General features: G+C 73.5%; 11 protein-coding genes and 2 pseudogenes. 7 read left to right on the top strand and 6 right to left on the bottom strand.

The features are described 5' to 3' along the window. Positions 1 to 266: 266 nt before the first annotated feature. From ABT041_RS14770 to ABT041_RS14745, 6 genes are read left to right on the top strand one after another with little or no spacing between them, the layout of a single operon-like run. On the top strand, positions 267 to 3230 hold the full coding sequence (locus tag ABT041_RS14770; RefSeq protein WP_351183924.1) for a sensor histidine kinase: 2964 nt from the start codon (positions 267 to 269) through the stop codon (positions 3228 to 3230). Then, entirely contained in the window at positions 3227 to 3715 is a 489-nt protein-coding gene (locus tag ABT041_RS14765) for a roadblock/LC7 domain-containing protein (RefSeq protein ID WP_351183922.1), read from the top strand. Before ABT041_RS14770 ends, ABT041_RS14765 begins: the two co-directional genes overlap by 4 nt. A 5-nt stretch (positions 3716 to 3720) precedes the next feature. Continuing rightward, complete coding sequence (locus tag ABT041_RS14760; protein WP_351184110.1) at positions 3721 to 4143, top strand: DUF742 domain-containing protein; 423 nt, start codon at positions 3721 to 3723, stop codon at positions 4141 to 4143. Further along, positions 4124 to 4807, top strand: coding sequence for a GTP-binding protein (locus ABT041_RS14755; protein WP_351183920.1), 684 nt, complete (start codon positions 4124 to 4126; stop codon positions 4805 to 4807). The genes ABT041_RS14760 and ABT041_RS14755 overlap by 20 nt, the downstream gene beginning before the upstream one ends. A 46-nt stretch (positions 4808 to 4853) precedes the next feature. Beyond that, on the top strand, positions 4854 to 6089 hold the full coding sequence (locus ABT041_RS14750; RefSeq protein WP_351183918.1) for a styrene monooxygenase/indole monooxygenase family protein: 1236 nt from the start codon (positions 4854 to 4856) through the stop codon (positions 6087 to 6089). A gap of 51 nt (positions 6090 to 6140) precedes the next feature. After that, entirely contained in the window at positions 6141 to 6671 is a 531-nt protein-coding gene (locus ABT041_RS14745) for a DUF6584 family protein (protein ID WP_351183916.1), read from the top strand. 272 nt (positions 6672 to 6943) lie between these two features. Here the strand turns inward: ABT041_RS14745 and ABT041_RS14740 are convergent. The 5 genes and pseudogenes from ABT041_RS14740 to ABT041_RS14720 all read right to left on the bottom strand — a co-directional run. Continuing rightward, positions 6944 to 7855, bottom strand: a pseudogene (locus ABT041_RS14740) (MFS transporter); the annotation flags it as partial. A gap of 117 nt (positions 7856 to 7972) precedes the next feature. Further along, positions 7973 to 9202 carry a C40 family peptidase gene (locus tag ABT041_RS14735; RefSeq protein ID WP_351183914.1) on the bottom strand — a complete coding sequence of 410 codons (1230 nt, stop codon included), beginning with the start codon at positions 9200 to 9202 and terminating at the stop codon, positions 7973 to 7975. Between the two features lie 218 nt (positions 9203 to 9420). Beyond that, positions 9421 to 9690: pseudogene (locus tag ABT041_RS14730) on the bottom strand (DUF8847 domain-containing protein); the annotation flags it as partial. A 27-nt stretch (positions 9691 to 9717) separates the two neighbouring features. Further along, on the bottom strand, positions 9718 to 10440 hold the full coding sequence (locus tag ABT041_RS14725; protein WP_351183912.1) for a TetR/AcrR family transcriptional regulator: 723 nt from the start codon (positions 10438 to 10440) through the stop codon (positions 9718 to 9720). A 30-nt stretch (positions 10441 to 10470) separates the two neighbouring features. Continuing rightward, the gene (locus tag ABT041_RS14720; RefSeq protein ID WP_351183910.1) at positions 10471 to 11415 is read right to left on the bottom strand and encodes an AurF N-oxygenase family protein; all 945 of its coding nucleotides are present in this window, start codon (positions 11413 to 11415) and stop codon (positions 10471 to 10473) included. Positions 11416 to 11526: 111 nt separating this feature from the next. Between ABT041_RS14720 and ABT041_RS14715 the strand changes: the two genes are divergently transcribed. Further along, on the top strand, positions 11527 to 12642 hold the full coding sequence (locus tag ABT041_RS14715) for a ferritin-like domain-containing protein (protein ID WP_351183908.1): 1116 nt from the start codon (positions 11527 to 11529) through the stop codon (positions 12640 to 12642). A 151-nt stretch (positions 12643 to 12793) separates the two neighbouring features. Here ABT041_RS14715 and ABT041_RS14710 read toward each other — a convergent pair whose 3' ends face one another. Further along, a complete protein-coding gene (locus ABT041_RS14710) occupies positions 12794 to 13090 on the bottom strand; it encodes an antibiotic biosynthesis monooxygenase (protein ID WP_351183906.1) in 297 nt (98 codons plus the stop codon). Position 13091 lies beyond the last annotated feature (1 nt).

The following is a 13091-nucleotide window of genomic DNA, read 5'->3' as shown; positions in this document are numbered from 1 at the left end:
CGGAACAACCACCTCCGGCGAGCTGCGGGCGGGCATCTTGCCAAAGCACGCCCGGAAGATCCAACCGGTGCCCCGCACGAACCTCCGGCAACCGCCGCCGGAAGTTGTTCGCCAACTACTGAGTGTTGTTCACTCGTTCGGGTGGCGGAGCGGCCGATGCCCGTCCCCTTGCCGGAAGCGCTGGAATGGTCGGAAGCCGTACCAGGGGTGGGGGGCGCTCCATGTGACCGGCCGTCACCTCTGCTTCATCGGCGGACGAATCAAGAATGCGAGCACCGGTGCAGAAGAAGCGGCCTCGGAGCAAGAACGGCACGCAGAGCCAGACCCCCGGTGAGCCGCAGGCCCCCGCCGGCCGGCCCAAGCGCGTCCGCAACCGGCTGGTCGCCGGCGTCGCCCTCGTCGGCGTCACCGTCCTCGCCGCCGGGGCCCCCGCTATCCTCGCCGCCTCGACCGAGCTCACCGAGTCCCAGCGCCTCGTCACCCTCGCCGAACTCGACCGGCAGGCCGTCACCCTCGCGCACTCCCTCGCCGACGAGCGGGACGAGGTCGTCGCGTACATCGCCGCGGGCCGCGAGACCCAGAGTGGCGACGCCAAGCACAAGCGGCAGGTCACCGACACGCTCCCCCAGACTTCGTCCGGGGGGACGCCCACCTCGCTTCGCTCCACCCGGGTCGACCGCCAGATCGACGAGATCCGGCCCGCCGCCCCCACCGAGCTCCGCCGCGACCTCGCCACCGTCCCCTCCGTCCGCCGCACCGCCCTGACCGGCAAGGGCACGGCCCTGGAGGCCCACAAGGCGTACTCGGACATCATCGGCAAGCTCCAGGCCCTCGCCGACGAACTCGCCGACAAGACCCCGGCCCGCGCCTCCGACGCCGCCCTGACCGAGGCCACCCGCGCCCCCGCCGCCCTCGGCCGCGCCGTCGAACAGGCGTCCGCCACCCGCGGCCTGCTGCTCGCCGCGCTCACCGTGCCGCAGCCCGAGCCCACCGGGGACGTCCACTACGACCCCCAGACCGGCACCTACGTCGCCGACGAGCCCGCGGGCGCCGCCGAGGCCGAGCGCGCCCGCGACGGCCTGACCGCCGCCGCCCAGCAGGCCCGCGTCCGCGAGCTCGCCGCCCTCGGCGACTTCGACCAGGCCGCCGGCGCCACCGCCCGCGACTCCCTCGCGGCCACCGTCACCGGCCCCGACGTCAAGACGGCCGAGCTCGCCCTCGCCTCCCTCACCGACCAGCCCAAGCTGACCGAGGCCGAGCGCGGCACGGACCCGGCCGCCCTGGAGGCCGCCCTCTCCGCCCGTATCGAGCAGATGCGCGGCGTCGAGTCCGCCCTCGCCACCGAGCGGGTCGAACGCCTCGGCGCGCTCCGCGACGACGACGTCGAAGCCCTCGAACTGCGCATCGCCTTCCTCGGCGGCTGCCTCCTCGTCGCGATCGGCATCTCCACCTACGTCGCCCGCACCCTCACCCGGCCGCTCGCCGTGCTCCGCCTCGGCGCCGCCCGGCTCGCCGCCGCCCCCGAGCCGCACGCCGAGGAAGCGATCCGCTTCACCGGCCGCAACGACGAGTTCGCGCAGGTCGTCCGCTCGCTCAACGCCCTCCAGGGCAAGCTCGCCGGCCTCGCCGCCCAGACCGAGCGGCTCACCGACGAGCGCGCCGACCTGGCATCCGCGAAGGAGGCCGTCGGCGCCGAACTCGCCACCCAGCGCGCCGAGCTCCAGGGCCGCGTCGCCCTCCTGACCGCCGAGCTCGAACGGCTCAGGAACTCCGTCCACCACACCTTCGTGAACCTGTCGCTGCGCAGCCTCGGGCTCGTCGAGCGGCAGCTCGGCGTCATCGAGAAGCTGGAGGAGCGCGAGCAGGACCCGGACCGCCTCGCGACCCTCTTCAAGCTCGACCACATGGCGACCGTCATGCGCCGCCACAGCGAGAACCTCCTCGTCCTCGCCGGCCACGAGCACGTCCACGGCCACGCAGGGCCCGTCCCGCTCGTCGACGTGCTGCGCGCCGCCGTCAGCGAGATCGAGCGGTACGAGCGGGTCACCATCCAGTCCCTGCCGCCGCACGCCCAGGTCGCCGGCTTCGCCGCGGACGACCTGAGCCACCTGGTCGCGGAACTCCTGGAGAACGCCACCTCCTTCTCGCCGCCCGACGCCGAGGTCCAGCTCTCCGGCTGGCTCCTGGAGAGCGGCGAGGTGATGCTCTCCGTGCAGGACTCGGGCATCGGCATGACTCCCGCCCGGTCCGCCGAGCTCAACGCGCGCCTCGCCGAGGCCGACCCGGAGGCCTTCGAGGGCGAGGGGCTCGGGATGCGGGTCGTCGCCCTGCTCGCCGCCCGCCACGGCGTGCGCGTCGAACTGCGCGACCAGAAGCCGGGAGGTACGGCGGCCGTCGTGGTCCTGCCGCTGCCCCTGCTGCCCACCACTCCGCCGACGGCCGTCTCGGAGCCGGTACGGATCGCCGGCGCCGCACCCGTGCTCCAGCTGCCCGGCTCGGCCGCCGAGGCCAACTCCAACACCCTGCCGTCCCGGCACCGCGACCCGCTCGTGGAGGCGGCGGAAGCCGCGTTCCTGGCGGCGGAGGCGAGCCCGGCGCAGGAGCCGCAGGCGGCAGAGGCGCACGAGCCCGCGCCCGCGCCGGAAGCGCCGTACGAGCCTGCGCCCGAGCCGGAGTACGCCCCCGAGCCGGAGCCCGTGGAGGCGCACGAGCCCGCGCCCGCGCCGGAAGCGCCGTACGAGCCTGCGCCCGAGCCGGAGTACGCCTCCGAGCCGGAGCCCGTGGAGGCGCACGAGCCCGCGCCCGCGCCGGAGCCCGAAGTCGCCCCGTACGCGTCCGTCTCCGAGACCACGCTCCAGGTCCGGCTGCCCGACCCGCCGCCGGAGCCGGACACCCACGAGCGCGCCGCCGACGGGGAGGAGACGGCCCACGCCGAGGCGTCCACCGCCGACGTCCCCGGACCGCGCCCCGCGCAGTGGGAGCGGGTCACCGACAAGGGCCTGCCCAAGCGCACCCCGCAGGTGGTCCGCCAGCCCTCCACCGCCACCGCGCCCCGGAAGGGCGGCGTGGACGCGGAGGCCCTGCGCCGCCGGCTCGGCGGCTTCCACCAGGGCGCCAAGGCCGGGCGCCGGGACGTGCAGGCGGAGCTGGACACGGGACGCATAGAAGCGGCGAGGACTGCACGTACAGAGGAGATGACGGGGGACACAGTCGAGGAGGCACGCAGTTGACTGCGACGGGAACGTTCGGACTGAGCACGGAAGCCCGCAACCTGCAATGGCTGCTGGGGAATCTGGTGGAGGAGGTCCCGGGTGTCCGCTCGGTGGCCGTCGTCTCCTCCGACGGCCTGATGCTGCTCTCGTCGGACCCTGCCCAGCAGGCCGCGACGAGCACCCCCGAGGCCGGCCGTCCCGGTGGGCCGCGCGGCTCCAGCGCCGACCTGGCGACCATCGTCTCCGGCATCGGCAGCCTCACGGTCGGCGCCGCCCGGCTGATGGACGGCGGCGGGGTCAAGCAGACGATGGTGGCCATGGAGGAGGGCAGCGTCTTCGTCATGTCGATCAGCGACGGCTCGCTGCTCGGCGTGCACGCCACGCCCGACTGCGACATGAGCGTCGTGGCGTACCACATGGCGCTCTTCGTGGGCCGCGCCGGTCACGTCCTCACTCCCGAAGTCCGCAGTGAGCTGCGCAAGTCGATGGAGAGCACCCAGTGACGGCCATGTCCTCGGCGTCCTCGGCCCATCACGCCTTCAGGCTGCCGGTACGGGGAGAGGGGCGCCGCCCCGCGCGCGTGCGCCCGTACTCGCTGACCGGCGGCCGTACCCGCTTCGGGCACATCCTGCTCGTCGAGACCTTCGTGGCCGCGCTCGAAGCGCCCCCGGCCCGCAAGGTCCTCACGGACGGCGGCCCCGCCGCCCGCGGGCTGATGCCGGAGATGCGGGCCATCGTCGAGCTCTGCCGCCGGATGCGGACGGTCGCGGAGATCTCGGCGCTTCTGAAGATGCCGTTGGGGGTCGTCCGGGTGCTGCTCAGCGACCTGGCCGACCAGGGAAAGATCCGTGTGTACGGGACCGGTCACGGCACCGGCCAGCCCGACCGCGCGCTCCTCGAAAGGGTGCTGAGTGGACTCCGTCGTCTCTGACGCCACCGCCGTCTCCGAAACCCCGGCGCTCGCCGGCATCCCCGCCCAGCCGGGTCCCGAGGATCCCGTGCTCGACACCGAAGAGGGCGCGCAGGACTGGCAGCTCGACCACTCCCGCGCCCCGATCGCGACGAAGATCGTCGTCGCGGGCGGCTTCGGCGTCGGCAAGACGACCTTCGTCCGCGCCGTCTCGGAGATCACCCCGCTCCAGACCGAGGCGCTGATGACCACGGCGAGCGAGGACACCGACGACCTCACCGCCACCCCGGACAAGCTCACCACCACGGTGGCGATGGACTTCGGCCGGATCACCCTCGACAACGACCTGGTGCTCTACGTCTTCGGCACGCCGGGACAGCAGCGCTTCTGGTTCATGTGGGACGACCTGGTGCGCGGCGCGATCGGGGCGATCGTGCTCGCCGACACCCGCCGGCTCACCGACTGCTTCCCGGCGCTCGACTACTTCGAGAGCTGCGGGCTGCCGTACATCGTGGCCGTCAACCACTTCGAGGGCACGGAGCTGTTCGAGGCGGACGACGTCAGGGAGGCCCTGACCGTGCCCGCGCACGTGCCCGTGGTCATCATGGACGCGCGCAAGCGGTACAGCGTCGTCGAGAGCCTGCTCGCGATGGTCGCGCACGCCCTCGAAGCCACGCCCGAATAGCCCGCCCCCCTCGAACAGTTCGACCGTCACGCCAGGAGCCCCGCCCATGCGGAAGATACTCATAGTCGGCGCCGGCCAGTCCGGCCTGCAGCTCGCCCTCGGCCTCCAGTCGCAGGGGTACGAGGTCACCCTCATGTCGAACCGGACGGCGGACGAGATCCGCAACGGCCGGGTCATGTCCACCCAGTGCATGTTCGACACCGCCCTGCAGCACGAGCGGGACCTCGGGCTCAACTTCTGGGAGTCCCAGGCCCCCCGCATCGAGGGCCTCGGCGTCTCCGTCGCCGGCCCCGAGTCCGCCCGCGTGATCGACTGGGTCGGCCGGCTCGACGGGTACGCCCAGTCCGTGGACCAGCGCGTGAAGATGGCCGGCTGGATGGACACCTTCTCCCAGCGCGGCGGCCAGCTGGTGATACACGGCGCGGCCGTCGGCGACCTGGACTACTTCTCCCGCAGCTACGACCTGGTGCTCGTGGCGGCCGGCAAGGGCGAGCTGGTCTCCATGTTCGGCCGGGACGCCGCCCGTTCGCCGTACAGCGAGCCGCAGCGCGCCCTGGCCGTCGCGTACGTCCACGGCCTCGGCCCGCGCCCCGAGCACCCGGACTTCGACGCGGTCCGCTGCAACATCGTCCCGGGCGTCGGCGAGCTCTTCGTCATGCCGACCCTCACCACCGGCGGCCGCGCCGACATCCTCTTCTGGGAGGGCGTCCCCGGCGGCCCCGTCGACGCCTTCCAGGGCGTCAAGGACCCCTCCGAGCACCTCGCCCTGACGCTGGAGCTCATGGAGAAGTTCCTGCCCTGGGAGTACGCGCGGGCGACGAAGGTCGAGCTGACGGACGCGGGCGGCACCCTCGCCGGCCGGTACGCGCCGACCGTCCGCAAGCCCATCGGCCGGCTCCCCGGCGGCGGCCTGGTCCTCGGCGTCGCCGACGTCGTCGTCGCCAACGACCCGATCACCGGCCAGGGCTCCAACTCGGCGTCCAAGTGCGCCGCGGCGTACCTGGCCGCCATCGTCGAGCAGGGCGACAAGCCCTTCGACGAGGAGTGGATGCAGGGCGCCTTCGACCGCTACTGGCAGACGGCCGAGCCCGTCACCAAGTGGACGAACGCGATGCTCGCGCCGCCGCCGGAGCACATCCTGAACCTGCTCGGCGCGGCCGGACAGCTCCAGCCGGTCGCCGACCGCTTCGCGAACGGCTTCGACGACCCGGCCGACTTCGAGAACTTCTTCTTCGACCCGGAGAAGACCTCGGCGTACCTGGCCTCGGTCGCGGGCGGCTGACCAGCGTAAATTGGGTCGATGTGGCATGCCCCCGTGCTCGATCATGGGGGCATGCCCCTGTCACAGACCCTCGCCCGCGTGGACGCGGACCTGGCCGCGGGCCGTGTGCCGATGGCGCGCCAGCGCCTGCGCGGACTCGTCTCCTCCTTCCCCTGCGACCTGACCCTCCGCCGCCGCCTCGCCGAGGTGTACCGGCTGTACGGGGACGCGGCGGAGGCCGGGCGGTGGTCGTACCTCGACGAGGACCGGCGGCCGGACGAGACCGCCGCCTTCGAGGAGCGCTACGGGTCTGCCGCCTGGCGGATGAAGGCCCTCGCGTGGCGCGGACCCGAGGGGTCGGCCGCCACCGCGTTCGCCCGGGAACAGCTGGCGGCGGTGCGTACCGCCCGCGCCGAGGAGCTCGGGCGGCCCGTCGACTGGGACGACCCCGCCGCCTACGACGAGGACGCGGACGTGGAGTACGCGCCGGACACCGGCGGATGGTCGCTCGGCGGTTTCCTCGTGGGCGCCGGGTGCCTGGCGGGGACGGCCGTCTTCCTGGGGGTCTGGGTGGTCGGGGTCATCTCCCTCTTCAGCGACTGACGGCCCGACTCCGCGCGGCGGACCGCGAGCGGGGTCAGGAGGCCCGTCACGGCGAAGAGGGCGCCCACGGCGAACCAGCCGGGGCGGCCCCAGCCGATGCAGAGCGCGATGAGGAGGCCGGGGCCGAGGGCCTCGGCGAGACCCGCGCCCAGGCCGAAGACGCCCAGGTACTGGCCGGTGGCGTGGGGCGGGGCGAGCGCGTACGACACCTCGAAGCCGCCCGCCGCGTGCCACAGTTCGCCGACCGTGTGGACGACCGCGGCGGTCAGCAGCAGCACGACCGCCACCGCGACGGGCGTCCCCGCGGAGAGCGAGACGAGGGCGCAGGAGACGAGGAAGGCCGCACCGGCGCGCCGGTAGGCGCGGCCCCCGGCCCGGGGTGAGTCGACGCCGCGGCTCGCCCGCACCTGGAGACCGACGACGAGGACCGTGTTGGCGAGCATGGTGCCGGAGACGAGCCAGGGCGGGGCGGTGGTGGACCCGACGAGCCAGAGCGGGATCGCGACCGTGAGCACCTTGAACTGGATCGCCATGACGCCGTCGAGCGCGGTGAGCGCCAGGTACGGCCGGTCCCGCAGCGCGATCCACCGGGGGCCGCGGGCGGCGGGCGCGGGCGCGACGGGCGGCAGCAGGAGCAGGACGGCGGCGGAGGCCGCGAAGGCGCAGGCGTTCCCGGCGACGAGGACCTGGTAGGCGCCGAGCGTGCCGACCTGCACCGCCCACCCCGCGAGGAGCGCGCCCAGGGAGATCCCCACATTGGTCACGGCCCGCAGGTAGGCGCGGAACTCCTGCGGCCTGTCCCCTCCGTGGTGCCGGATGAGCGGCGCCCGGGCGGCGAGACCGGCCGCCTTCGCGCCGGTGGCCGCGGAGACGGCGAGGACGAACGGCCAGAAGCCGTCGGCGAGGACGAAGGCCGCCGTGGCGAGCGCCTGCACCGCCAGGGTCGTCACGGAGACCCCACGCGCCCCGCGCCGGTCGGCGAGGTGGCCGACGGCGATCCCCACGGCCAGGGAGAGGAGCCCGGCGATGCCGAGCCCGAGGCCCACGGCGGCGGCCGGGAGGCGCACGGCCTGGGTGAAGTACAGGACGCCGGCGGTCAGGAAGAGCCCGCTGCCGACGGCGTTGACGAAGTTGGAGGCGGCGAGGGCGCGTCGGGGCCGGGTGTCCGGCAGGAGTGCGGGCATGACGGGGCTGGGCATGACGGGCTCCGTGTCCGTGACAGGCGATCGGCCATCGGTAAGGACCCGTCCAGCTTGTTGCATATTACTTGCAGGAGCAAGAGGCATGCGAGGAGCGGGAGTTCAGCTCCTGTCGTACCCCTCGTCCGCCCCGTCCTTCGCTCCCGCCGGGAGCGTGGGCGGGGTGTACGCCTCCAGCGCCTTCCCTCCCGGATCGGGCCGTACGGCCCCGAGCAGCGGGTTCGCCGCGAGCGGTGAGACCTTCACCTTCCCGCCCGGCCGCGGCGCCTGCACCACCAGGCCGTCGCCCAGGTAGAGGGCCACATGGGTCGCGCCCGGGAAGTAGACCACCAGGTCGCCGGGGCGGAGCTCCGCGAGCGGCACCCGGGGCAGCGTCGCCCACTGCTCCTGGCTGGTCCTCGGCAGCTCCCGGCCTGCCGCCGCCCACGCCTGCTGCGTCAGCCCCGAGCAGTCGTACGTCTCCGGGCCCTCCGCCCCCCACTCGTACGGCTTGCCGATCTGGTCCACCGCGAAGCGCAGCGCCTCCGCGCCCGCCCGGGACGGGGTGCGCGCGAGGTCCAGGACGCCGGAGTCGAGCAGCTCGCGCTGGGCGCCGGCGGTCTGGACGCGTTCGAGCGCGGTCAGCCGGGCCAGCTGGTCCGGCGACAGGGCGGCGAGCAGCTTCTCCACCTCGGCGAGCTTGGCCCGCACCTCGTCGCGCCGCTTGCGCTGCGCGGCGGCGAGCCCCTGCTGCCGGTCCAGGGCCTTGCGGGAGGCGCTCGCGAGACTGCCCGCCTGCCGCTCGGCGCTCGCGAGCCGGGTGACGGCGGTCGCCCGGTCGCGGGCCGCGCGGTCCATCAGATGACCCTCGTCCAGCGCCGACCGGGGGTCCGTGGCGAAGAGCAGCCGCAGGGAGGAGAACGACGAGAACGACGTGAGCCCGGACCTGCCCTGGTACTGGTCCCGGGCGATCCGGCCGGCCGCGGCACGGCCCTGCGCGAGGGCGGTCCGGGCGGCGGTGAGCCGGGCGGTGACCTTCTTGGTGTCGGCGGCCTGCAGCTTCAGCTTCTCCTCGGCGGCGTTGTAGCGCTCGGTCGCCTCCTCGGTCTGCTGGAAGAGCGTCCGCAGCCGGGTGAGCAGGGCACCGACGGAGTCCCCGCCCGGGGGCGGGAGCGCGGAGGCGTCGTCCTCGGCCGGGGGAGTGGCCTCCGGCTCCGCCCGGGCGACCGGGGCCTCCACGGGTGGGTCGGCGGGCGGGTCCGGGGCGGCGCCCGCCGCCGGGAGCACCCCCGTGAGCGCCGTCGTCGCGGCGAGCGCCCCCGTGCAGACCGTGCGCAGCAGCCTTCGCGACACGTCACCACCTCCACGGGGATGATGACGGGTCACTTCATCCGATTACCGTACGAATCGGGGCGCGCCGACCCGCGTCACTCGTTCGGCCCCGCCGAAGGCTTCCGCGTCGGCCCCGGGGCAGCCTCCTGGGCCTGCTCCTGGCTCGGCTCCCGCGTCGGCTCCTGGGCCTGCTCCTGGCTCGGCTCCCGCGTCGGCTTCTGCTTCGGATCCTGTGCCGGCCTGGGCGTCGGCTTGGACCACGGCCACTTCAGCTCCCGCCGCTCCCGCCCCTCGGGCGCGTACACGTACACCCAGCCGCGCTGGAGCCCGAGCCGCTTCGTGTAGCCCGCCGGCTCGCGGCGGTACGTGTGCAGGGTCGGCGGGTGCCCGTCGTGCGCCGGGACCGGGATCTCGTACCACTTCGGGGGGTGGCCGGTCGGGCCGACCAGGATCGGCAGGGCCCGGCCGTCGAGGGGGCCGCCGCGGAAGGGGGTGTTCTCGCTTCTCACCCCCACAGTCTCTCCCGGCTCACCGCCTCACAGCAGGTGGGCCGCCTCGCCCACCACCGGGATCACCCGTCGGGCCAGCGTCGCCACCGGCCCCTCGCGGGTCTCCTGCGCGAGCAGCCGCTTCACGACCTCCGTCGTCTCCTCGTCGCTCGCCGTGGTCGCCGCGAGCAGGGCGACGAGATGGTCGACGAGCCAGTCCCGCAGCTCCCGCGCCGGCGGCTGCTTCTCCTCGTCGAGCCAGATGAGCGAGGCGGCCTCGACGGCGGCGATCCACGTCCGGACGAGCATGCCGAGCCGCGGGCCCGGCCGCTCCACCCCGAGGTGGACGAGGATCTGCTCGGCGGCGGCCCGCCGCACCTCGTCCACGATCGCGGAGGTCCGGGAGGTCTCGGCGACGCTGCCGCCCCGCAGCAGCGCGCTGAACCCGGCGTCGTGCTCGTCGACGAAGGCCAGGTAGCGGTCGAGCACCCGGCGGAGCCGCTCGGTGGGCGGCCCGAGCGGCGGCTCGGTGAAGCACCGGTTCAGGGCGTCGGCCGAGGAGCGCAGGGCCGCCTCGTACAACTGCTGCTTGCCGCCGGGGAAGTACCGGTAGACGAGGGGCCGCGAGACGCCCGCCGCCTCGGCGACGTCGTCGAGCGAGACCTCCTCGGGCGGCCGGTGGGCGAAGAGCTCCTGGGCGGTCTCCAGGAGCTGCCCGCGCCGCTCCTCGACGCTGAGCCTGCGGTACGCGGGGGTGGCGGCGCTCGTCATGAACGGCAGCGTATCCGCGGACCGGGCCCCTCAGGCCAGCAGTCCCGAGGACTTCCAGAGCCGGCGGCCCGCCCCGCGCAGGACGCCCACGTCGTCGAGGAAGTCCGTGAGCCGCCGCGCGCCGGACCGCATGACCTCGCGCCGGTGCCCGCTCGCCTTCACCTGGGCGACGGCCTCCCGCCGGTCCAGGCCCACCGCCTCGTACACCCCGGGGTTGACGAAGCAGGTGGAGAAGACCCGCGCGGCCTCGCCACAGCTCAGCCGGGTGAACTCCTGCTCCCAGCGCGGGGCCGTCGCCATCTGGCGGCGCAGCTCCTCGCGCGCGTACCGGACGTGCCGGGCCTCCTCGACGACATGGATGCGGGTCACCCCGCGGACGAGGCTCTGCACCCGCTCGTCCGGGAAGGTCAGGCGCTGCATCCAGTCGAGGATCTCCTCGCCGAGCAGGGTGGAGGCGAAGGAGCCGGGCGTGGTGGAGACGGTCTTCAGGATCCGCGCGAGGTTGTGGTAGATCCTCGGCACCGGATAGGCGGGGGTGCCGCCGCGCCGGATCAGCCGGGCGAACATCATCGAGTGCCGGCACTCGTCCGCGATCTCGGTGAGCGCGTAGCGGACGTGTCGGCTGGTCAGGGGCTTGTCGTAGATGTGCCGGACGAGCAGCTGCATGAGGATGATCTCGAACCAGACGCCGAGGGAGGCGAGCGAGGCCGCCTCGTGCCGGGAGAGCTCGATCCGCTGCTCCTCGGACATCCGGCGCCACAGCGGCGTGCCGTAGAGCGAGACCAGCTCGGGCGGCCAGAACCACTTGCCGTCCTCGAAGGGCGCGGACCAGTCGAGCTCGGTGTCCGGGTCGTACGAGTGTCTGCGGGAGGACTCCAGGAGACGCTCGGCGACCTGCTCACGGTCGCGCAGCGGCCCCAGGGCGTCCCGGAGGAGGCTGAAGTCGGGCTCGGTGGAGGACCTCGACGGCGTCATGACTGTTATCAGACTGCTCGTCAGCAATGCCGTCAATCCCTCGCGTCCGACTTGTTGACGATCCGTCTACCACCGTGTGAGCCTGCTGGAAACGGACGGAAGGAGTCGTCAGTGTCGACGCGCGACCTTTACGTGAACGCCCCCGCAGGACCCGTCTGGGAGGTCCCCGCCGCCGGCGCCGCCCGCTTTCTCTGGGAATACGATGTGGAGAACGTCGGCCGCGAGCGCCTCCTCGCCCTCTACCAGAAGGGCAAGGACAAGCAGTGGGACGGCGCCACCCGGATCGACTGGGACATCGAGGTCGACCCGTACGACCCGCTCGGCACCCCCGACGAGGTCCTCACCCTCCACGGCACCCGCCACTGGGCGAAGATGACCGAGAAGGACAAGGGCGACCTGCGCCGGCACTACTCCTCCTGGCAGTTCAGCCAGTTCCTCCACGGCGAGCAGGGCGCCATGATCTGCGCCGCCCGGATCGTCGAGTCCGTCCCCGACCTGGACGCCAAGTTCTACTCGGCCACCCAGACCATGGACGAGGCCCGGCACGCCGAGATCTACGGCCGTTTCCTCCACGAGAAGATCGGGATGCTCTACCCGATCAACGACAACCTCAAGGGCCTCCTCGACGACACCCTGCGCGACTCCCGCTGGGACATGCCCTACCTCGGCATGCAGGTCCTCATCGAAGGCCTCGCCCTCGCCGCCTTCGGCATGATCCGCGACACCACCGACAAGCCGCTGCCCAAGCAGATCCTCGCGTACGTGATGCAGGACGAGGCCCGGCACGTCGCCTTCGGCCGGATGGCGCTGCGCGACTACTACAAGCAGCTCACGGACGCCGAGCTCCGCGAGCGCGAGGAGTTCGTCATCGAGGGCTGCCATCTGATGCGCGACCGGCTGCGCGGGGTCGAGGTCCTGGAGAACTTCGGCATCCCGAGGAAGGAGGCGGAGGAGCTCAGCGAGCAGAGCGAGTTCCTGCACCTCTTCCGCAAGCTCCTCTTCAGCCGGATCGTCCCCTGCGTCAAGGACATCGGCCTCTGGGGCGAACGCCTCCAGAAGGCCTACCTGGACATGGGCGTCTTCGACCTCGGCGACTCCAACCTGGACCTGCTGATGACCCAGGACGAGGAGATCGCGGAGGCGCTGGACCGCGAGCGCTTCGCGACGGAGGAGGCCGAGCGGGTCGCGGAGGTGGAGCGGGCGATCACGGCGGGGGCGGAGGAGTAGCGGCCCGCGGGGCGAGGGAGCGGCACGGAGCAGCGGCCCCGGGCCGCGGAGGAGCGGCGGCCCCCGGGGGGCGAGAGCAGTAGTCCGGGCCGCGGAGGAGCAGTGGCCCCCGGGCGGGAAGGAGCAGCGGCGGCCCCGGCCCGCGGTGGCCTCAGTGCAGTGGCGCGGCGGTGAAGTGGCGTACCTCCAGCGGCGCGAGGAGGTACTCCTCCTCGCCCGGCAGCGTCACCGGCTCGTCGCGCCAGCCCTCGCCCGCGTACGCCACCAGGTCCTCCTCGGACCGCCAGCGGCTCACGTAGAGCAGCGAGTGCGGCGGCGCGACCAGCACCTCGTGGCCCAGGAGGCCCGGGTGCAGCGCGGGGAACCCGGCGACCGCCGAGACGATCAACTCCCGGAACTCCTCGAAGCGTTCGGGACGGACGCGTGCCTCGCTCACTCGGGTGATCACG

The sequence above is a fragment of the Streptomyces sp. NPDC002825 genome (assembly GCF_040295385.1).
Lineage (GTDB): Bacteria > Actinomycetota > Actinomycetes > Streptomycetales > Streptomycetaceae > Streptomyces.
Note: the sequence above shows the minus strand (reverse complement) of the source record. Positions and strands in the feature narration are given on the sequence as shown.